Genomic DNA, 20227 nt, shown 5'->3' with positions numbered 1-20227 from the left:
ATGCCACGTTTCGTCGCGGCCTACTCGTCTCCTTAGCATCTGGCATGATTAACGGGCGCCACGCATGGCGCCCTGCCGTGCGGACCAGCGCAGAGAAATCGCACGACATGTTGGAAGCCGTTGTTTTCACCTATGGAATGCTCGCCAGTTTCGTCCTGTCGGGCGCGACTCGCAATGCCAAGGCGCGCCGCGCCAATCCGCGTATGCTGCAATATGTCGGTTATGTGCTGATGAGCTTCTCCGCCGCGCTCGGCATCATGCTGCTCGGCTATGCAGCGATGATGAGCCTGTCCGGCTAAGCATTGAGGTGAGGCGCCGGCGTCGCTAGAGCGGCGCTTTCGCCTCTCTCCACAGGAACGACGCATGGGTTTCCGCTGCGGCATCGTGGGCCTGCCGAATGTCGGCAAGTCCACCCTCTTCAACGCGCTTACCGAGACGGCCGCTGCGCAGGCCGCCAACTATCCCTTCTGCACGATCGAACCGAACGTCGGCAACGTCGCGGTTCCCGATCCGCGTCTCTACACGCTGGCCGAGATCGCCGGTTCGGCCAAGATCATCGAAACGCAGCTCGCCTTTGTCGACATCGCCGGGCTGGTTCGCGGTGCGTCCAAGGGTGAAGGGCTCGGCAACCAGTTTCTCGGCAACATCCGCGAGGTGGACGCGATCGTCCATGTGCTGCGCTGTTTCGAGGACGGCGACGTCACACATGTTGAGGGCAAGGTCGATCCCATCGCCGACGCCGAGACGGTCGAGACCGAGCTGATGCTGGCCGATCTTGAAAGCCTGGAGAAGCGCGTTCCCAATCTCGTCAAGAAGGGGCAGCAGGGCGACAAGGAGGCCAAGATCGGCGCCGCCGTGCTCGGCCAGGCGCTGGAGCTGCTCCGCGACGGCAAGCCCGCCCGCCTGACCCAGCCCAAGGATGCCGAGGAGGAGCGCGTCTTCGCCCAGGCGCAACTGCTCACCGCCAAGCCCGTCCTTTACGTCTGCAATGTCGAGGAAGCGAACGCGGCGAACGGCAATGCCCATTCGCAGGCCGTCTTCGCCAAGGCCGCGGCAGAAGGCGCGCAGGCCGTCGTCGTCTCCGCCGCGATCGAGGCCGACATCGCCACCATGCCGCCCGAGGATCGCCCCGAATTTCTCGGTGAGCTCGGCCTGTCGGAAACCGGTCTCGCCCGCGTCATCCGCGCCGGCTACACGCTGCTCAACCTGCTGACCTTCTTCACCGTCGGTCCCAAGGAGGCGCGCGCCTGGACCGTCCATGCCGGCGCCAAGGCTCCGCAGGCGGCGGGCGAGATCCACACCGATTTCGAACGCGGCTTCATTCGTGCCGAAACCATCGCCTTTGACGACTATGTCGCCTGCAAGGGCGAGGCGGGCGCCCGCGACGCCGGCAAGCTGCGCCAGGAAGGCAAGGAATATGTCGTCCATGACGGCGACGTGATGCTCTTCCGCTTCAACGTCTAATCGCTTCAAGCCCTCCCCCGGGTTGGGGGCCGCCGAACCACCGACCCCTCTCCCCCACGGGGAGAGAGAGGGGCCCACTGCCGTGAGGCAGTGGGAGGGTGAGGGGCCGCCCAGCAGTGCAACGCCGCCCGGCAACCCCCGCTTCCGCCTGTCACATTTCCCCGCTACGCGCTTGCGCCATCATGCGGAAAATCCTCCCCCTTCTCGCCAGCCTCGCCCTCGGCGCCTGCGCCTACCCGGCACACCCGCCTGCCCTCGCGTCGGTGACGCAGCCTGCCCCGCCCCCCGCGGCGAACGAACAGCGCGCACCCGTCACCATCCTCGTTTCGATCGACGGCTTCCGCCCGGATTATCTGAACCGCGGCGTCACCCCTCACCTCTCCGCCCTGGCCAGAACCGGCGTGTCCGCATCGATGCGCCCGTCCTTCCCGTCCAAGACCTTTCCCAATCACTGGACGCTGGTGACGGGCATGGTTCCCGATCGCCACGGCATCGTCGCCAACGGCTTTACCGATCCCGCCCGGCCGACCGAGCCCTTCACCATGGCCTCGGACGATCCTTTCTGGTGGAACGCCGCCGAGCCGATCTGGGTCACCGCCGAGAAGGCCGGTATCCGCACCGCGACGATGTTCTGGCCCGGCTCCAACGTCGCCTGGGGTGGCACGGCGGCGCAAGCATGGCCGCATCGCATCACCGGCGGCATCCGCCCGACCGATTGGCAGCAATTCAATCAGCAGGTGAACGACCGCCAGCGCGTCGACGCCGTGATCGACTGGCTGCGTCGCCCGGCCGAAACCCGCCCCCGCCTGCTCACGCTCTATTTCGACGAGGTCGATACCGCCGGCCACCAGAACGGCCCCGATGCGGCCGAAACGACCCAGGCGATCGCCGCCGTCGATCGGGCGATCGGCGAGCTGGTCGAGGGTCTGGCCCGCCTGAACCAGCCCGCCAACCTCGTCATCGTCGCGGATCACGGCATGGCCGCGACCAGCAGCACGCGCACGATCGCGCTCGATGCGCTTCTTAACCCGGCCGATTACGTCCTGAACGACAGCGGCCCCTACGCCACCTTCACGCCTGTGCCGGGCCATGAGGCGGCGCTTGCCGCCCGCCTGCTCGCCCGGCATCCCCATATGCAGTGCTGGCGCAAGGAGGCGATGCCAGCCCGCTTCCGCTATGGCCGCAACCGCCGGATTCCGCCTTTCCTGTGCCTCGCCGAGACCGGCTGGACGATCAGTGCCAAGGCGCCCGATCGCCCCACCAGCGGCGGCACGCACGGCTATGACCCGGCCGATCCGACCATGGCGGCACTGTTCATCGCCCACGGCCCCGCCTTCATCCCCGGACGACGCCTCGCCCCCTTCGACAACCCGGCGGTCGCCCCCCTCCTGCGCGACCTCATCGGCCTGCCCCCCGGCCAAGGACTCGACGGAACCGACGCCCCGTTCCAAAAGGTGCTGCGGCAATAAGCGAGGGAGGTGCGGGTGCAGTATTTCGAGGACATCGCGGTCGGCGACCGCGCCAGCTTCGGTCGCTACCCTGTCCAGCGCGGCGAGGTGATCGCCTTTGCCGAGAAATATGATCCGCAACCCTTCCACCTGTCGGACGAGGCCGCCGCCAAAACCCATTTCGGGCGGCTGGCGGCCAGCGGCTGGCATAGCTGCGCGATGATGATGGCGATGATCGTCGAACATGGCAGGGACCATCGCCAGGCCGGGCTCGGCTCCCCCGGCCTTGACGAGCTTCGCTGGCTGAAGCCCGTCTATCCCGGCGACACGCTACGCTGCGAAAGCGAGGTACTGGCGGCCCGCACCTCCGAAAGCCGCCCTGCCATCGGGCTGCTCAAGACGCGGGTGACGGTGTTCAACCAGGACGACATCGCGGTACTGTCCTGCGTGTCCAACATCATGATCGCCCGCCGCCCGGACTGAACGGCTCAGCGGCGGCCCCGCCAGTTACGGCCACGATCCCCGCGATAGCCGCCGCGGTTCACCGCACGGTTCTCTCGGCGAAGTTCGCGGCGATCCTGCCGCACGTCGCTGCGATATTCGCGCCGGGCATCGCGGCGCCCCTGCTGGAACTGATCGCGCGTGATCAGCCCGTTGCGATAGGCCTGCCGATTCTGCCGCAGGTCGCCGCGATAATCGCGGCGTTCGCGGCGGACGTCGCGGCCGAAATCGGCCCAGTTGTCGCGAATGGCATCGTTGCGGAAGCCGCGGCGCTGGCCCTGCCAGTAATTGCGCTGACGATCGTTCCAGCGGAACGGCCGGCGGTCGCGATCATAGACGTAGATGCCGGTGCCCGGATAATAGAAGTCGTTGTACCAGCCATAATAGGACGGCACGTAACCGCCGCCGAAGCCGCCGCCATAGGGATAGGCGTCGTAATAGCCCCGGCCATACCCCAGCGACGTGCCGCCATAGCCATAGCCGTCGGCGCAGCCCGACAATGCCGCCACGAACCCCATGGCCAGACCGGCCAAGCCCAGACGCTTCAACACCATCGAACCTCTCCCGAACACGAGGATGCGGCCAGGATACGCGCCGCCTATGGCGATGCAACTCGGCGCGCTTCGATGTTGTTCCGGAAAGCCCGCGTCTACCCTCGCGCGATCGCGACCAGCGCGTCGATCACGCTGCTGCCGGCCAGCGGCCCGAACAACAGCATCAGCAGGTTGAAGCCGATGACCCAGGTCAACACCTTCTCCTCGCGCCGGCTGATACGGCGCGGCGGCGGCGCCGGGGGCCAGGGCGGTGGTGGCGGCTGATCGCGAAAATCGACGAACATGGGGCAACTCCCGGCGGCCAGTCCTCTGCCCGCTGCGGGATCAACGCATCGTCGCGCGCGTCAGTGCCCGGGAAATGCGATCAGCGACGCCACCGCCACGCCGTCCGCCCGCAGGGCATCGGCCCCGCCCAGATCGGGCAGGTCGACCAGGAACTGCGCCTGCACCAACTCGGCCCCTGCCTTGGCCAGCAACCGAACCGCCGCCCGCGCCGTCCCCCCGGTCGCGATCAAATCGTCAACCAACAGCACGCGTGCACCCGGCGCACAGGCATCGGCATGGATCGCGATTCGATCCTGTCCATATTCCAGCGCATAATCCTCGGCGATCGTCGCCCCGGGCAGCTTGCCGTCCTTGCGGATCAGCAGCACGCCGGCGCGCAAAGGCGCCGCCAGCGCCGCGGCGAACAGGAAGCCGCGCGCCTCGATCCCCGCGACGAGGTCGATCGGCCCCGGGACCGCCGCGGCCATGCGGGCGATCGCGGTGGCAAAGCCATCGGCATCGAGCAGCAGCGTGGTGATGTCGCGAAACTGGATGCCGGGTTTCGGAAAATCCGGGATCGTGCGGATCAGCGCCTTCAGGTCGTCATTCTGGGCCATGTCCGCGCCCGTGGCAAAGCCGGCAGGGTCTGTCGAGCGCGAATATGCCGGACCGGGCCCGTTATGCCATCACGCACGGGCCTTGGGGCGGGGCACAGCGCCCCGCCCGCTCAATGCTTCACGTCGCGCCAGACATTCTGATACGCGCCCCAGGCGAGGACGCAGAAGATCGCGATAAAGATCATCGCCGCGAAACCCGCTGCATGGCGCTTTTCCAGATTCGGCTCGGCGGTCCAGGTCAGGAAGGCGGCGACATCCTTTGCCATCTGATCGCGGGTCGCGGCGGTGCCGTCGCTATACTGAACCTGTCCGTCGCTGGTGATCGGCGGCGGCATCGCGATGTTCAGGTTTGCGAAGTACGGGTTGTAGTGCAGCCCTTCCGGCGTCTTCACGTCCGGGAATTCGCGCAGCAGCGCGGCCGGCTGCGGCCGATAGGCATCGGGCCCGACCAGCGAGTAGATATAGTTGCCGCCGTCATGCCGCGCCTTGGCCATCAGCGACAGGTCGGGCGGCAGCGCATTGTTGTTCGCGGCGCGCGCGGCGACCTCGTTGGCGAAGGGCGAGGGGAAGCGATCGGACGGGATGTTCTTGCGCGTCGTCGCCTCGCCCGTCTCCGGATTGATCGTCGGCTGCTCGATCACCCACTGGTTGGCGATCGCCTTCACCTCGGGCTCGTTATAGCCCAGGGCCGCCAGGTCGCGGAACGCAACGAGGCGCAGCGAGTGGCAGGCGGCGCACACTTCCTTGTAGACCTGGAAACCGCGCTGCAACTGGCGCCGGTCGAACCTGCCGAAAATGCCGTCGGATGCCAGATGCGCCTCGCGCGGATGCAGGTGGAACTCCTCCTCCGCGGTCGGGGCGGGCGGCTCCGAGATCAGGCCGGAGACGCTGCCCCACAGCGCGATGGCGAGCACCAGCGTGAATGCGGCGCCGACCAGGAATGCGATCGTACGAACCATGATGTTGTCGGTCCCCTCTCCGGTTCGTGTCTTACGCGAGCGCGGTCTTGGCCGGGCTCGTGCCGCCATGCTTGGCCAGCACCGCCTCGGTGATCGAGTTGGGCAGCGGGCGCGGACGCTCCGACCGTGCGATCAGCGGCAGGATCACCAGGAAGTGCAGGAAATAATAGCCTGCGGTGATCTGGCTGAGGATGATGAAGAACGGCGTCGCCGGAGACCCCCCGCACCAGCCGAGCAGCAGCACGTCCACCACCAGGATCCAGAACGCGATCCGCGCCTTGGGCCGGAAGTTGTTCGACCGCACCGGCGACGAGTCGAGCCAGGGCAGGAAGAACAGCAGCAGGATCGACCCGAACATCGCCAGCACGCCCCACAGCTTGGCCGGCAGGATGAAATCGGCGGTGAAGGCGCGCAGGATCGCGTAGAATGGCCAGAAATACCATTCGGGCACGATGTGCGCGGGCGTGGAAAGCGGGTTGGCCGGGATGTAATTGTCCGGATGGCCCAGATAGTTGGGGAAGAAGAATAGCAGGAAGGCGAACAGCGCCAGGAAGATGCCCAGCCCGAACCCGTCCTTGGCGGTGTAATAGGGGTGGAACGGCACCGTGTCCTGCTCGCCCTTCACGTCCACGCCGGTGGGATTGCCCGAACCCGGGATATGCAGCGCCCAGATGTGCAGGATGATGACACCCGCGATCACGAAGGGCAGCAGATAGTGGAGCGAGAAGAAGCGGTTCAGCGCGGCATTGTCCGGCGCATAGCCGCCGAGCAGCCAGATGCGGATGGTATCGCCGACCACCGGGATCGCCGAGAAGAAGCCGGTGATCACCTGCGCGCCCCAGAAGCTCATCTGCCCCCAGGGAAGGACATAGCCCATGAAGGCGGTCGCCATCATCAGCAGGAAGATGGTCACGCCCAGCAGCCACACCATTTCGCGCGGCGCCTTGTACGATCCGTAATACAGCCCGCGGAAGATGTGGATATAGACGACGATGAAGAACATCGACGCACCGTTGGCGTGCGCATAGCGCAGGAACCAGCCGGCATTCACGTCGCGCATGATGCTTTCGACCGAATCGAACGCCACCGCGCCGTTGGCGGCATAATGCATCGCCAGCACGACGCCCGTCACGATCTGGATCGCGAGCGCAGCGCCGGCAAGGACGCCGAAATTCCAGAAATAGTTCAGGTTGCGCGGCACCGGATAGCCGGCGCCCACCGCGTTGTAGACGAGCCGCGGCACCGGCAGCTTCTCGTCCAGCCAGCGCATCAGCGGCTGCTTCGGCTCGTAATGCTTCGCCCAGGGAAAGCTCATCTGCCGCTCCTCAGCCGACCGTCACGACGGTGTCGGACGTGAATGCATAATCGGGCACCACCAGGTTGGTCGGTGCCGGGCCTTTGCGGATCCGCGCCGCAGTGTCGTAGGCCGACCCATGGCATGGGCAGAAATAGCCGCCGAACGGCCCCTTGTTCTCGCCCTCGCCGGCGCCCAGCGGCACGCAGCCCAGATGGGTGCAGACGCCCAGCGTGATCAGCCAGTTCTTCTTGCCCTCCTTGGTCCGCTCGGCCAGCGTCTGCGGATCGCGCAGCTCGGCGAGCGGCACCGCATCGGCCGCGGCGATCTCCGCCGGGGTCAGGTTGCGCACGAACAGCGGCTGCTTGCGGAAACTGGTCTTGATCGCCTGGCCCGGTGCGATCTTGGACAGGTCGATCTCGGTCGTCGACGCGGCCAGCACATCGGCGGACGGGTTCATCTGGTTGATCAGCGGCAACACGATCGCCACCGCGCCGACGCCCGCGAAGGACACAGCCGCGATATTGATGAAATCGCGGCGGCGGGGATCATGCACCTCTTCGTGGAACGGCTCCGGCGCCTCGCCCGGTGGTATTACGTTGTCCGCTACCGCCATTCCCGATCCCTCAACCCGTTTGCATCTCGTCCGTCCGGCGGCCTGTCGCCACCGTCGACGCCCCTCCGTCCTCGCGGGAGGCACACAAGTGTTAGCCGCGCCCGCCCCGTTTTGCCAACTGCCAATTTCCCATGCGCGCTTTCCGCGGCGAATTCCGCTAGGGACCCGCCCATGCGGATCGCCCTTTTCGAACCCGATATCGCCGGCAATGTCGGCACCATCCTGCGCACCGCCGCCTGTTTCGGCGTCGGCGTCGACCTGATCGAGCCGATGGGCTTCGCCTATTCGGACCGCGCCCTTGCCCGCGCCGGCATGGACTATGCCCGCGCCGCGCAGGTGGTACGCCATGCCGACTGGGATGCCTTTCGGGCGGCGACCCCGGCACGGATCGTCCTGGCCACCACCGCCGGCGCCGTACCCCTGCCCGACATGCGCTTCACCGCCGACGACGTCATCCTGCTCGGCTCGGAAAGCGCAGGGGTGCCGCCGCACGTCCATGCGGCCGTGGACGCGCGCGTCCGCATTCCGATGCGCCCCGGCTTCCGCTCGCTCAACGTCGCCGCCTCCGCCGCGATCCTGCTGGCCGAGGCGCGGCGCCAGACCGGGTGGGACAGGATGACCGATTGACCCCCGCCGCCCCGCCACCGATGACCCCGATGATGACTGCTATGATGAAGACCCGCCCGCTCGACCTGTTGCTCGATGCCGAACAGGACGCCGCCCGCATCTGGTTCGAATCCCTGCGTGATCGCATCTGCGCCGCGTTCGAGGCGATCGAGCGCGAGGCCGGCTCCGACGCCGCCTTCGACTATGTCGCATGGGACCGGCAGGACCCGTCGGGCACCCCCGGCGGCGGCGGCGTGCGCGGCGTGATGAAGGGCCGCGTCTTTGAAAAGGTCGGCGTCAACGTCTCCACCGTCGGCGGCACCTTCGAGGGCGAGTTCGGCAAGACGATCCACGGCGCGGGCGACGATCCCCGTTTCGTCGCCACCGGCATCAGCCTGGTCGCGCACATGGCCAACCCGCACGTGCCTGCGGTGCACATGAACACCCGCTTCCTGACCACCACGAAGCGCTGGTTCGGCGGTGGCGCCGACCTCAACCCGCCCTTGCCGGTGGCCGGGGACACCGCCGACTTCCACGCCGTGCTGCAGGCCGCCTGCGACGCGCATGATCCGGCGCATTATCCCCGCTTCAAGGCTTGGGCGGACGAGTATTTCTATATCCCCCACCGCCAGGTCCACCGCGGCGTCGGCGGCATCTTCTACGATCATCTGGAGGGCGATTTCGACGCCAATTTCGCCTTCACCCGCGCGGTGGGCGAGGCGTTTCTGGACGTCTACCCCCGCATCGTCCGCCGCCGCATGCACGATGCCTTCACGCCCGAGCATCTCGCCGAGCAGCGCCGCTGGCGCGGGCGTTATGCGGAGTTCAACCTCGTCTATGATCGCGGCACGCTGTTCGGGTTGAAGACCGGCGGCAATATCGATGCGATCCTGATGAGCCTGCCGCCGGTCGCAGAATGGGACTGATCGCGGTTGCCGACGATCAGCTCGCCACGATCGTCACCACGCTGGAGATGCGCGAGCGGCCCCGCCCGCGCCCCCTGCCCGATTCGCCGCTGCGGCTGGTGCTGTGGAACAGGCCCGATCCCGCCAAATACCGCGCCCTGTTCGCGCGCGTCGGCGCGCCATGGCTGTGGTTCTCCCGCCTTGCGATGGACGACGCGGCGCTGACCGCGATCATCCATGACCCCGGCATCGCCGTCTTCGCCGCCACCGACGCGCGCGGGATCGAGGTCGGCTTTCTGGAACTCGACCACCGCCATGCGAACACGTGCGAGATCGGCTATTTCGGCTTGGTCCCCGAACTGGCGGGGGCTGGCCATGGCCGCTGGCTGATGGCGCACGCGCTGATGCGCGCCTGGACGCCGGGCGTTACGCGGGTATGGGTCCATACCTGCACGCTCGACCATCCGAGCGCGCTCAACTTCTATCGTGCGCAGGGCTTCACCGCGACCGGCCGCACGATCGAGACCTTTCCCGATCCGCGCGTGCTCGGCCTGTTACCCCTGGATGCCGCGCCTCAGATTCCCCTGCTCGCCAGCCGGCGATAGGCGACCACCGCGATCAGCGCCTGTGCCACGGCGGTCGCCGCAACGACCGCCGCCGCGCACGCCTCCACCACCGCCACGCCGATCGGATTGCCGCCCCCCTCCCCGCTCAGCCAGTCGCCCAGCCACAGGAACGGCTGCCCCGCCAGAAACCCGCCCAGATACGTCACCGACGCCAACCCCATCAGCGCCAGCCCCGCCCCCCGGCTCACCCTGAAACTGCGCCGGAGCGCACCCGCGGCCGACATCCGCCCCTCCGCGACCAGCGCCGGCCCGGTGACCAGCAGACGCCCGGCGACATACAGGCCCGGCACGATCCACAGCAGCATGCCCGCCCCCGTCGGCAGCGACACCAGCACCATCGCCAACAGGAAGCGCGGCCACAGCCGCACCGCCCGGGTCAGCGCCTGGCACGCGGTCTGTTGCGGCGCCAGATACAGCAGCAGGATCGCCGCCGTGCCCAGAAAGCCGATCGCATAGGCGAGCAGATACCAGCCGCCATGCGCTGCGCCCCAATCGCTCAGCGCCTGCATCCACGCATCGGTCCGCGCGGCACCTGCCTCCGCGCCGCTCTCGGGCATCGGCGGCTCGGGTACCAGCAGCGCCAGCGCGAATGCCGGCAGGAAATGAAACACGCCCGCGATGCGCAGCAACAGGTCCCGGTCACGCCGGAACAGGGCCCACGCGTCGCGCAACACGGCGACGGGATCGATGGTCATCAGAATGCCGGAGGCACGTCCTTCTGCAAATCAACGGTCGCGGGCGCCACGACGCCGGCGGTGGCGACATAGAGCCGCGCCACGAAGACATAGGCGATGGTCAGCAACACGGCGTTCACCGCCGCACCCGCGATCCCGGACAATGCGACCGCGACGCCGCTGGACCCCAGCAGCAACCGGGCGACGACGCCTACTACGCCCTGTGCCGCGAGCAGCACCACCAAAAAAACGATGCCGAACAATATCAGGACGCCGATCAGCTTCAGCGTCAGCCCCCGCGTCAACCGAATCGCACGGCGAATCGCGCCCAGCCCCAGCCGCTCGTTCAGCACCACGGCATAGACCAGCATCAGCCGCGCGCTGGCCCAGATCGCCAATATCCCCAGGGCCAGCCCATAGAGCGCGATGAACGCCGCCGCACCGCCGGATAGCCGGGGGATCGCCATCGTATTTCCCTGCGTCGCGGCGGCCGCGGCGAAATCGAAGCCTCCCGCGATCAACGCGGCGAAGATGGGAACGAACAGCACCATGGCGATCACCGCGATCATCAGGGCGATGCCCAGCACGGGCAACAGGCGTGCCCAGCCCTGTCGGCTGGCATCGGCCCGCGTCGTCGCGGGGTGCGTCGCGACCGCCATCACCGCCATCTGCCCCCAGATCATCAGCACCGCCGCGGCCAGTGCGACGAGCGCGGTCAGCCCGCCGTGCAGCACATTGTTCTGGTCCACCACCAGCCCGACCAGCGTCTGGACGACGGACGGCAGGAAGAAGCCCAGCACCGCGATCGGCATCAACACGCCCGTGCGACCGCCCAGAACCTGCGTGGTGCTGTCCCAAATCGCACCGATCTTCACCGTCATGCCGTCCCCCGCTCTGGCCCTTGCCCTGCCGCCGTACGCTAGCGCACGCCGCTTGCTTTGACCATCGGCGTCGCGCCGGCCGCGGCTGCCCGCATCTTGCATGTCGGGCCGGGCGCGCGCACAGACGCGGGCGTGACCGACATTTCCGATATCGAATGGCGGGTCAGCGGCGGCCTGATCCCCTACCCGCAAGGGTTGGCCGAGATGGAGGCGCGCGCCGCGGCGGTGCATGACGGCTCTGCGCGCGAACTCGTCTGGCTGCTCGAACATCCGCCCGTCTATACCGCCGGGACCAGCGCCGATCCGGCCGAGCTGGTCGATCCGCGCTTCCCCGTCTTCGATACGGGGCGGGGCGGCCGCTACACCTATCACGGCCCCGGCCAGCGCACCGGCTATCTGGTGCTGGACCTCAACCGGCGCGGACGCGACGTGCGCGCCTTCGTCCACGCGCTGGAGGACTGGCTGATCGCCGCGTTGCGCGAGCTGGGTGTCGAGGCCTACAGCGTGTGCGGCCGCGTCGGCATCTGGACGCGCGACGGCGGGACTGAGGCCAAGATCGGCGCGATCGGGGTACGGGTAAAGCGCTGGGTGACGCTGCATGGCTTTGCCGTCAACATATCGCCTGATCTCAATCACTTCGGCGGCATCGTGCCGTGCGGCCTGCCCGATTATCCGGTGACCAGCCTGGCGGCGCTGGGTCGCGAGGGTTCGATGGCAACCTTTGATCGCGCCCTTGCGTTGACATTCCCGGCCTTCCTTGAAACTCTCGCTTTGGCCCGACAAAAGCAGGCTTGAGGGCCAGTCGGTATCCGGGTAATGTCCACCGAGATTTGGGTATTAAGGCCATCAAGCCGTTCCAAATCCTCTATCTAGGGAGCTTCCAATGCGTGCAATCATCTCCAAGGTCCTGACCGGCTCGCTCATCGCCGGCGCAGCACTGGCCGTTTCCGCTTGCGGCGGCTCGAACGAAGCCACGACCGAGAACACCATGGTCACCGACATGAACGCGACCGAGGGCATGGACACCATGACCGACAACATGACTGCCGTCGACGGCACCATGAACGGTGGCATGATGGCCAACGACACCATGGGCAACGACATGATGATGTCGAACGACACCATGATGATGTCGAACACCACCACCAACGCGATGTAATCATCGCCACGGGCCTTCGGGCCTTGGTGTGAAAAGGGCCGTCCGGGCGACCGGGCGGCCCTTTTGCCGTCTGGCGCACCGCCATCGGCTGCCAAATTCCCCTGCGTGCGCCATTATCCTTGCGCAACGATCGGCCATTCCCGCCGCTCCCCGCCTCATCCTTCGGAATCGCACGGTATTCCGCCGATTTCTATTGGGTCGCTTGGCGAAAAGCGGTATATTTTGCGGCGCTGAGGAGCACTCCGGGGGAAGGATCGGATCAAGATGATTGTGTTGCGTACCGCGCTCGCGCTCGGCGCGGCGTCGATGGGTTTGGCGGTGGCGGCGCCGGCTTCGGCGCAGTTCTTTTTGCAGTCGCGCGATTTTTCGGGCGCGCCGGTGCAGGGGGACGAGCCGGGGATTATCGGCCAGCCGCTTCCCGGGGCCACGCCGACCGAGCTTCGCGCCGGCCTGACCTGGACGATGCGCGCCGCGCTCAACGTGGCGGCCTTGCAGTGCCAGTTCGAACCGACGCTGGCCTCCGTCGCCAACTACAACGCATTGCTGGGCGACCATTCGGAGGAGTTGAAGAATACCTTCACCACCCTCGACAAGTATTTCCGTCGGAATGCCAAGACGGTGAAGGAGGGACAGATGGCGCTCGACCAGTTCGGCACGCGCACCTATTCCAGCTTCGCCACCGTGTCCGCCCAATATGGCTTCTGCCAGACCGCGGCCTCGATCGCGCGCGAGGCGGTGTTCGCGCCGCGCGGCGCGTTCGGCGATATCGCGTCACGTCGCATGCGCGAGCTGCGCAACAGCCTGACGCCGTGGGGCGAACAGCGCTTCTCGCGCTATATCGGCCGCGACTACACCACCATGCCGCGCCTGGACCCGATCTGCTGGAACAAGAAGGCGGAATGGGTCACCAAGAAGTGCGGCCTGCAAAACTGGCCACCCGCCGGCGGCACCGGCCTCGCCGCGCGTCGATAACCGATCGTGAAAAGGGCCGGGGGCATCGCTCCCGGCCTTTTTAGCAGCCCAGCGCCGCGCTCACTTGGGCGACGCGCTCGGCTACCGGCGCCGGCGCCACCATGACGATCTCATGGCCCAGCCATGTCAGCGCGCGGTGCAGCCGGCCATATTCCGCTATCGCTTCCGCCAGTCCATGCCGGCGATCGGGGTCGGCGACGTAGATCTCCGGCCATGGCGGCACCAGCAGCACGGGATCGTCATAGCGACAGTCCTGCGCGAGCACCGCCGATGGCGGCCGCCCCGCCGCATGCTCCAGCGCGACGCGCGCGTCGACGATCCCGCGGTCGAAGATCGTCGTGCCCGCGCCCACCCGCTTGAAGTCGTCGATCGCCATGGCAAGCGCGCGCTCGGCGAATGCTGCCGGGTCCACCCAGGGGAGCGCACGACCATCGCCGGCCTGTTCGGCCGCGATGATGCGCCGTCCCGGCTCCGGCACGATCTGCACGCCTTTTACGACGAGTGCGTTCAGCAGCGTCGATTTCCCGCCGCCCGAACATCCCGTCATCAGGATGCGGCGGCGGTGCATCAGCGCAGGCCGAGCAGCTTGTGCGTCTGCAACGACAGCCGCCACCGCGGCCGCGCCAGCACCATGTCGACGCAGGCCTCGCGATTGGCGTCGGCACGTGGATCGTCCAGCGGCTGGAGCAGATGATGGGTGAACGCCCATTCCTCCAGCGCTGCCGGGTCCAGTCCTGCCTGTGGCCATACCAGCTTCAGTTCGTCGCCCGCGCGCTGCACCACCATGCTGCCCGCCTTGGGGCTGATGCACACCCAGTCGATACCGGCATGCGCCGCGATCGTGCCGTTCGACTCGATCGCGATCGTAAAGCCTGCGCCATGCAGCGCATCGACCAGCGCATCGTCGATCTGGAGCATCGGCTCGCCCCCGGTCAGTACCACGAAGCGGTTGTCGACACCCTCGCCCCAGAAGCCCGCGACCGCGGCCACCAGCGCGCCGGCATCGGCGAACTTGCCGCCGCCCAGGCCATCGGTGCCGACGAAATCGGTGTCGCAGAAGCGGCACACCGCGGTCGCCCGGTCCTGCTCGCGTCCCGACCACAGGTTGCACCCGGCAAAGCGCACGAACACCGCCCGGCGGCCGGCATGCACGCCCTCCCCCTGCAGGGTCAGGAACATCTCCTTGACGGCGTAGCTCATCGGCTCAGCCCTGCGGGCTTACCGCATAGGCGGTGGGATCGGCGATGCCCGCATCCGCAAAGCCCTTGGAGCGCAACCGGCAACTGTCGCACGCGCCGCAATGCAGGTCGCCCGGCGCCGGGTCGTAACAGGACCAGCTCATCCCCAGGTCCAGCCCCAGCCGCGTACCCTCGCGCACGATATCGGCTTTGGTCATGTGCTGCAGCGGCGCCTGGATCTTGAACGGCTCGCCTTCCACGCCCGCCTTGGTGGCAAGCTCCGCCAGCCGCTCGAACCCGGCGATGAATTCGGGCCGGCAGTCCGGATAGCCGGAATAATCGAGCGCGTTCACGCCGATGAACAGGTCGCGCGCGCCCGCCGCCTCGGCCCAGCCCAGCGCCAGGCTCAGAAAGATCGTGTTGCGCGCCGGCACGTAGGTGATCGGGATGCCCGGTTGCACCCCGTCCTTGGGCACCGCGATATCGGCGGTCAGCGCCGATCCGCCGAACGCGGAGAGGTCCAGCGGCAGCACGATGTGTCGCTCCGCGCCCAGTTCGCGCGCGATCCGGGCGGCCGCCGCCAGTTCGACCTGGTGCCGCTGGTTATAGTCGACCGACAGCGCCAGCAGGCGGTATCCCGCCGCGCGTGCCATGGCTGCGGAAATCATCGAGTCCAGCCCGCCCGATACGAGCGCGACCGCAAGGGGTGCAGTTGATGTCATGATCCGCCCGCCGCTACGCCTGTTGGGCCATGCTTGCAACGAAAAGAAGGGCCGCACCGGCAGGGTGCGGCCCCAGAGAACCAGGCTCGAAGAACCCGATCAAGGGAGAAAGCGTGCTGAAAAACTTCAGGCACGCCAGCGCGTTAGCACGGCATTGGTGAAGGCGGAGTTAAGGTACGCTTTCGCACATACCCTTCCGCCCGATCAGGCGGGTTCCTCCACCGGCACTGGGAACTTCGTCGCGCAGAAGGCGCAGTCGACGTGGATCATCCCGTCGGCATCCGCCATCTCGCGCCGTTCCTCGACCGAGAAGCGCGCGATCACGCCGGCGATATAGTCCGCCGTGCACCGGCATCCGCGCACGATCGGGGTCGAGGCCAGGACGCGCACGTCCTTTTCCTCGTTGAACAACCGCCAGATCAGCGTTTCCAGCGACACGCCCGCATCGGTCAGTTCGTCCGCGCCGATCGTGGTGCCCAGCGCCACCACATGGTCCCATTCGGGATGGTCCAGCCGGACGTGCAGCCGCTCGCGCCCCACCTCGCCCTCGGGCAGGTGCTGGAGGAACAGGCCGCCCGCCACCGTCCGCCCGTCCGCATCCTTGGACACGCCGATGCGCACCAGGCTGGGGATCTGTTCGGACTGGACGAAATACGCCTCCGCGGCATCGGCCAGCCGTGCGCCATCGAGCGGCACGATGCCCTGATACCGCTCGCCCGTCGTCGCCAGGTCGAAGGTGATCGCCAGATAGCCCTGCCCGAAGAGCGCGAACAGCGTCGGCTCCGCCGGCAGTTCCGCCAGCCGCTCGGCATCATACTGGATATAGCCGCGCAGCTCGCCACCCCGGTAATCGCAGACCAGCAACTGCACCACGCCGGTGCCGCTGCGCGTCTGGATCGTCAACTGCCCGTCCACATCCTTCAGCGTCGCGCCGATCAGCGCGGTCAGCGTCAGCGCCTCGGTCAGCAACGCCTCGATCGCCGGGGGATAAGCATGGGCCGACAGGATCGTGTCCAGCACCGGCCCCAGCCGCACGACGCGGCCACGCGCATGGCGTTCCGGGATGGTGAAGCCCAGCGTGCGGTCGAAGTCGGGAAGCGTCGTGTCGTGCATCGGTCTGTCCTTGGCGCCGCGTCCATCCCCCCGCCGGTCGCAACCGGCGCGGCAGGCACGCACACGCATGAAGGGGAAAGAAGTCTCGCCCCTAGATGGGACGCGCCCCCCGCCCCCGCAAGTTCAGCCGATCTGGCCCATGCACCAGCGCAGCACCGCCTTTTGCGCGTGCAGCCGGTTCTCCGCCTCCGCCCAGATCAGCGAGTGCGGACCGTCGATCACGTCCGCGGTCACTTCCTCGCCGCGGTGCGCGGGCAGGCAGTGCAGGAACTTCGCATCGGCCTTGGCGAACGCCATCAGCTCGGGCGTGACCTGATAGGGCGCGAGCGCCGCCAGCTTCGCCTCGGCATGCGCCTGCCCCATCGAGATCCAGGTGTCGGTGACGACGATGTCCGCACCCTCGACCGCCTCGCGCGGGTCGAGTACCACGCGCGCCCGCCCCGACGCCGCGGTGATCGCGGCCTCGTGCGGCGCATATTCGGGCGGGCATGCCGCCACCACGTCGAAGCCGAGCAGCCCGCCCGCCTCCACGATCGAGGCGAGCACGTTGTTGCCGTCGCCCAGCCACGCGACCTTCATGCCCGACAGCGTCTTGCCCGCCTCCTGGATGGTCAGCAGGTCCGCCATGATCTGGCAGGGATGCGACGCATCGGTCAGCCCGTTGATCACCGGAACGGTCGCATAATGCGCCATCTCCTCGACCTTGGCATGGTCGTCGGTGCGGATCATGATCGCGTCGGTATAGCCCGACAGGATGCGCGCGGTATCCGCGATCGATTCGCCCCGGCCGAGCTGCATCGTGCCGGCATCCATCACGATGGAGGTGCCGCCGAGCTGGCGGATCGCCATGTCGAAGCTGACGCGGGTGCGCGTCGAATTCTTTTCGAACACCATCGCCAGCACATGGCCGGCCAGCGGCGCATCGGCATCGGCGCGCCCCTTGGTGAAGCCGGCGCGCGCCGCCTTGCGCGCCGCCGCATCGGCCAGCATGGCGACGACGCCATCGGTCCCCGCATCGGCGAGGTTCAGGAAGTGACGGAGGCTCATCGGATCAACTCCTTTTCGCACCGGCCACGATCCGGGGCGAAACAATCATCATCAATCGTCGGCAACGGGCACATAGACCCGCGCGGCGTCGGACAGCTTGGTGGCGAACTCGGCGACATGGCTTTCGTCGATCACCAGCGGCGGCAGGATGCGCACCACATTCTCGCCGGCCGATACCAGCAACAGCTTATGCTCGTCGCGGCAATGCGCGACGAAGCGGCGGCTGTCGCTCTTCATCTTCAGGCCGAGCATCAGGCCATGGCCGCGCACTTCCTCGAACAGATGATCGTGATTGGGGATCATCTGCTCCAGCGTGGCGCGCAGCCGCTGACCCATCGCCTCGACCTGCTCCAGGAAGCCCGGCTCCTGCAACACGTCCAGCACCGCCTCGCCTGCCGCCATGGCCAGCGGATTGCCGCCATAGGTGGAGCCGTGCGTCCCTGCGACCATGCCCTTGGCCGCTTCCTCGGTGGCAAGGCACGCGCCCAGCGGGAAGCCGCCGCCAATGCCCTTGGCCACCGCCATGATGTCCGGCGTCACGCCGTACAGTTCATGGGCGAAGAACTTGCCGGTGCGGCCATAACCGCACTGCACCTCGTCCAGCACCAGCAACAGGCCGTGCTTGTCGCACGCCTCGCGCAGGCCGCGCAGGAACTCCGGGCTGGCCGGGCGCAGGCCGCCCTCGCCCTGGATCGGCTCCACCAGGAAGCCCGCGGTATTGTCGTCGATCAGCGCCAGCGCGGCATCCAGATCGTCGAACGGCGCATAGGCGAAGCCCGGCAGCAGCGGCTCGAACCCGTCGCGCATCTTGGCCTGGTTGGTGGCGGAAATCGCCCCCAGCGTCCGGCCATGGAACGCGTTGTTGAAGGTGATCAGCGTGTGCCGCTCGGGATTGCCATTGGCATAGTGATAGCGGCGCGCGGTCTTGATCGCGCATTCCACCGCTTCCGCGCCCGAATTGGTGAAGAACACCGTATCGGCAAAGGTCGCATCCACCAGCCGCTGCGCCAGATGCTCGCCCTGCGGGCTGCCATACAGGTTCGACACGTGCATCAGCGTCGCCGCCTGATCGGCGATCGCCTTGACCAGCTTCGGGTGCCCGTGGCCCAGCGCGTTCACCGCGATGCCGCTGGCAAAATCCAGGAACTGCTGCCCGTCCTCACCATACAGGTACACGCCCTCGCCTCGGACCGGACGCACCCCGCACCGTGGGTAGACGGGCATCAGGGCGGTGATGGTCACGGGCGTGCTCCTTCAAACAGCAAGGGCGACCCGTGGTGGGCCGCCCGGAGCGGTGTGTTAGCGGAGATGGGATAGGGGAATCAACACCGCTACGAGGTGGCGGGCGTCGTGGCCGATGCCTGCTGCTGCGGCAGGGTAATATCCGTCACCTCCACGCGGCGTGCCGTCGAACGAACCGGTATGCGACTTCTGATGGAACCTCGCGTCCAGTCCGCCGCCGCGAAGTCCGCGACGAAACTATAGCGTTCCACCCGCGCCATGCCCTCCGGCGGGATCGAGGACGGGGCATAACGCCGGTCGCGCAGCCCGCGTGTGGCGATCTCCACCCAGCGCGGATCCACCTGCTCGGCACTACGCAACGTCTCCACCTCGATCACGCGACCATCGGGCGCGATGTGGAAGGCGACATCGGCCCATAGCGGCGTGTCATTCGCCACGGTGCCGAACACCGCGTCCTGCATGTCGATGGGCGGTCCATAGATCAGCATCGGTCCCTTTACGTTGGGATCGGGCTCGATCTGTTGCATCGCCGTCCGCACCGCGGCCTCGCGTTCCCGTTTGGGCGCCAGTTGCGCGCGCAGCACGCGCACGCCGTTGCGATAGGGCAGGAAAGCGGGCTCCTGCCGCGCCAGGATCGCATCCGCCGCACGCCGGGCGCTGGGCACATAGGATTTCACCATCGTCGCGATCACGCCGAGCAGCACCGCGGATCGCAACATCGCCTGCCCCTCTATATCGGGCATCCCCGACGCTTTGGCGCTCCTCGCCACCCAGGCATAATGATCCAGCGCGGCGAACGGGCGGCCTTCGCGGGCGAAGGCCTCGCCCACGCGCAGCCGTTCCATGAAGATACGCGGATCGTTCTCGGTCAGTCCCTTTTTCAGCGCATCGACCGCATCGATCGCTCCGATCCGCGCCGGGTCCGGAAGTCCGTTGACATTGGACAACAACGCCGTCGCGCGGTGCAGGTCCGCCACGTCGACAGGAAATTGCGCGGCATGGCGTGCGTTGCGTTTGCGCGCTTTCAACAGGGTCGCGCGGCTGCGTCGGTAATCGCCCGCAATGAACTGCGTCTCGGCCAGTGCCAGCGATCGCTGGATTTCCTCGGGCGGCGGGCACTGCCGGGCGATACACGCCGCCAGATCGTCGCGCAGCTTGGACAGTCGTTCACCCGTCACGACGATGCTGGGCGGGGCCGGCAGGGACTGCGGCGCGGACGAAGGCGGCGGAGCAGCGGTGGCCTGTGCGGCCCAGAACAGCGCAAGCATCATCATGTCGTGGCCCCTCCCGTGGCCGTCGGCCCACCTCCCCGGCGACCGACGCCGAATGGGCGCAAGCATCAGGCCATGAAGGGCCCGTCCGATCAAGCCCCTACTGCATTGTTT

General features: G+C 67.4%; 25 protein-coding genes. 10 read left to right on the top strand and 15 right to left on the bottom strand.

Features of this window, described 5'->3' with window-relative positions:
• Positions 1–107: 107 nt before the first annotated feature.
• From NPJ82_RS04105 to NPJ82_RS04090, 4 genes are all read left to right on the top strand, one after another.
• A complete protein-coding gene (locus tag NPJ82_RS04105; RefSeq protein WP_149682099.1) occupies positions 108–299 on the top strand; it encodes a hypothetical protein in 192 nt (63 codons plus the stop codon).
• Between the two features lie 64 nt (positions 300–363).
• Entirely contained in the window at positions 364–1464 is a 1101-nt protein-coding gene (ychF, locus tag NPJ82_RS04100) for a redox-regulated ATPase YchF (RefSeq protein ID WP_112382140.1), read from the top strand.
• A 182-nt stretch (positions 1465–1646) separates the two neighbouring features.
• Complete coding sequence (locus tag NPJ82_RS04095) at positions 1647–2933, top strand: alkaline phosphatase family protein (protein WP_342658432.1); 1287 nt, start codon at positions 1647–1649, stop codon at positions 2931–2933.
• 15 nt (positions 2934–2948) lie between these two features.
• Entirely contained in the window at positions 2949–3395 is a 447-nt protein-coding gene (locus NPJ82_RS04090; RefSeq protein ID WP_342658431.1) for a MaoC family dehydratase, read from the top strand.
• A gap of 5 nt (positions 3396–3400) precedes the next feature.
• Here NPJ82_RS04090 and NPJ82_RS04085 read toward each other — a convergent pair whose 3' ends face one another.
• The 6 genes from NPJ82_RS04085 to petA all read right to left on the bottom strand — a co-directional run bounded on the left by NPJ82_RS04085 (position 3401) and on the right by petA (position 7717).
• Positions 3401–3967, bottom strand: coding sequence for a hypothetical protein (locus NPJ82_RS04085; RefSeq protein WP_149682102.1), 567 nt, complete (start codon positions 3965–3967; stop codon positions 3401–3403).
• A gap of 95 nt (positions 3968–4062) precedes the next feature.
• The gene (locus tag NPJ82_RS04080; RefSeq protein ID WP_112382136.1) at positions 4063–4251 is read right to left on the bottom strand and encodes a hypothetical protein; all 189 of its coding nucleotides are present in this window, start codon (positions 4249–4251) and stop codon (positions 4063–4065) included.
• A gap of 60 nt (positions 4252–4311) precedes the next feature.
• A complete protein-coding gene (locus NPJ82_RS04075; protein ID WP_149682103.1) occupies positions 4312–4848 on the bottom strand; it encodes an adenine phosphoribosyltransferase in 537 nt (178 codons plus the stop codon).
• Positions 4849–4958: 110 nt separating this feature from the next.
• Complete coding sequence (locus tag NPJ82_RS04070) at positions 4959–5807, bottom strand: cytochrome c1 (protein WP_112382134.1); 849 nt, start codon at positions 5805–5807, stop codon at positions 4959–4961.
• Between the two features lie 31 nt (positions 5808–5838).
• The gene (locus NPJ82_RS04065) at positions 5839–7122 is read right to left on the bottom strand and encodes a cytochrome b/b6 (protein ID WP_112382133.1); all 1284 of its coding nucleotides are present in this window, start codon (positions 7120–7122) and stop codon (positions 5839–5841) included.
• Positions 7123–7132: 10 nt separating this feature from the next.
• Positions 7133–7717 carry a ubiquinol-cytochrome c reductase iron-sulfur subunit gene (gene petA, locus NPJ82_RS04060; RefSeq protein WP_174236627.1) on the bottom strand — a complete coding sequence of 195 codons (585 nt, stop codon included), beginning with the start codon at positions 7715–7717 and terminating at the stop codon, positions 7133–7135.
• Between the two features lie 171 nt (positions 7718–7888).
• On the opposite strand from petA, the gene NPJ82_RS04055 reads away from it, so the two are divergent.
• The 3 genes from NPJ82_RS04055 to NPJ82_RS04045 are packed head-to-tail and all read left to right on the top strand — an operon-like array spanning position 7889 to position 9833.
• Positions 7889–8344: a tRNA (cytidine(34)-2'-O)-methyltransferase gene (locus tag NPJ82_RS04055; RefSeq protein WP_342658430.1), complete on the top strand. Its 456-nt coding sequence runs from the start codon at positions 7889–7891 to the stop codon at positions 8342–8344.
• Between the two features lie 29 nt (positions 8345–8373).
• Positions 8374–9249, top strand: coding sequence for an oxygen-dependent coproporphyrinogen oxidase (hemF, locus tag NPJ82_RS04050; protein ID WP_342658429.1), 876 nt, complete (start codon positions 8374–8376; stop codon positions 9247–9249).
• Positions 9240–9833, top strand: coding sequence for a GNAT family N-acetyltransferase (locus NPJ82_RS04045; RefSeq protein ID WP_342658428.1), 594 nt, complete (start codon positions 9240–9242; stop codon positions 9831–9833). The genes hemF and NPJ82_RS04045 overlap by 10 nt, the downstream gene beginning before the upstream one ends.
• Here the strand turns inward: NPJ82_RS04045 and NPJ82_RS04040 are convergent.
• Together NPJ82_RS04040 and NPJ82_RS04035 are read right to left on the bottom strand one after the other, a co-directional pair.
• The gene (locus NPJ82_RS04040) at positions 9803–10549 is read right to left on the bottom strand and encodes a hypothetical protein (protein WP_342658427.1); all 747 of its coding nucleotides are present in this window, start codon (positions 10547–10549) and stop codon (positions 9803–9805) included. The two genes, NPJ82_RS04045 and NPJ82_RS04040, sit on opposite strands and share 31 nt — an antisense overlap.
• Complete coding sequence (locus NPJ82_RS04035) at positions 10549–11409, bottom strand: hypothetical protein (protein ID WP_342658426.1); 861 nt, start codon at positions 11407–11409, stop codon at positions 10549–10551. Before NPJ82_RS04035 ends, NPJ82_RS04040 begins: the two co-directional genes overlap by 1 nt.
• Positions 11410–11541: 132 nt before the next feature.
• Between NPJ82_RS04035 and lipB the strand changes: the two genes are divergently transcribed.
• The 3 genes from lipB to NPJ82_RS04020 all read left to right on the top strand — a co-directional run bounded on the left by lipB (position 11542) and on the right by NPJ82_RS04020 (position 13540).
• Positions 11542–12204, top strand: coding sequence for a lipoyl(octanoyl) transferase LipB (gene lipB / locus NPJ82_RS04030; protein WP_112382287.1), 663 nt, complete (start codon positions 11542–11544; stop codon positions 12202–12204).
• A gap of 88 nt (positions 12205–12292) precedes the next feature.
• On the top strand, positions 12293–12568 hold the full coding sequence (locus NPJ82_RS04025) for a hypothetical protein (protein WP_112382128.1): 276 nt from the start codon (positions 12293–12295) through the stop codon (positions 12566–12568).
• A gap of 264 nt (positions 12569–12832) precedes the next feature.
• Positions 12833–13540, top strand: coding sequence for a hypothetical protein (locus NPJ82_RS04020; protein WP_112382127.1), 708 nt, complete (start codon positions 12833–12835; stop codon positions 13538–13540).
• A gap of 40 nt (positions 13541–13580) precedes the next feature.
• Here NPJ82_RS04020 and NPJ82_RS04015 read toward each other — a convergent pair whose 3' ends face one another.
• The 7 genes from NPJ82_RS04015 to NPJ82_RS03985 form a co-directional block, all read right to left on the bottom strand.
• A complete protein-coding gene (locus NPJ82_RS04015) occupies positions 13581–14108 on the bottom strand; it encodes an AAA family ATPase (RefSeq protein WP_342658425.1) in 528 nt (175 codons plus the stop codon).
• The gene (gene queE / locus NPJ82_RS04010; protein ID WP_342658424.1) at positions 14108–14740 is read right to left on the bottom strand and encodes a 7-carboxy-7-deazaguanine synthase; all 633 of its coding nucleotides are present in this window, start codon (positions 14738–14740) and stop codon (positions 14108–14110) included. The genes NPJ82_RS04015 and queE overlap by 1 nt, the downstream gene beginning before the upstream one ends.
• A 4-nt stretch (positions 14741–14744) precedes the next feature.
• Positions 14745–15440 carry a 7-cyano-7-deazaguanine synthase QueC gene (queC, locus tag NPJ82_RS04005; protein ID WP_112382124.1) on the bottom strand — a complete coding sequence of 232 codons (696 nt, stop codon included), beginning with the start codon at positions 15438–15440 and terminating at the stop codon, positions 14745–14747.
• 204 nt (positions 15441–15644) lie between these two features.
• The gene (locus NPJ82_RS04000) at positions 15645–16553 is read right to left on the bottom strand and encodes an Hsp33 family molecular chaperone HslO (RefSeq protein WP_342658423.1); all 909 of its coding nucleotides are present in this window, start codon (positions 16551–16553) and stop codon (positions 15645–15647) included.
• Positions 16554–16676: 123 nt separating this feature from the next.
• Positions 16677–17600 carry an ornithine carbamoyltransferase gene (gene argF, locus NPJ82_RS03995; RefSeq protein WP_342658422.1) on the bottom strand — a complete coding sequence of 308 codons (924 nt, stop codon included), beginning with the start codon at positions 17598–17600 and terminating at the stop codon, positions 16677–16679.
• Positions 17601–17651: 51 nt separating this feature from the next.
• Positions 17652–18842 carry an aspartate aminotransferase family protein gene (locus tag NPJ82_RS03990; protein ID WP_342658421.1) on the bottom strand — a complete coding sequence of 397 codons (1191 nt, stop codon included), beginning with the start codon at positions 18840–18842 and terminating at the stop codon, positions 17652–17654.
• A gap of 89 nt (positions 18843–18931) precedes the next feature.
• Positions 18932–20116 carry a hypothetical protein gene (locus NPJ82_RS03985; protein WP_342658420.1) on the bottom strand — a complete coding sequence of 395 codons (1185 nt, stop codon included), beginning with the start codon at positions 20114–20116 and terminating at the stop codon, positions 18932–18934.
• Positions 20117–20227 lie beyond the last annotated feature (111 nt).

It is taken from the genome of Sphingomonas sp. NY01, from assembly GCF_038809135.1.
Taxonomy (GTDB): domain Bacteria; phylum Pseudomonadota; class Alphaproteobacteria; order Sphingomonadales; family Sphingomonadaceae; genus Sphingomonas; species Sphingomonas carotinifaciens.
This window is presented reverse-complemented; position numbering and strand designations above follow the sequence as displayed.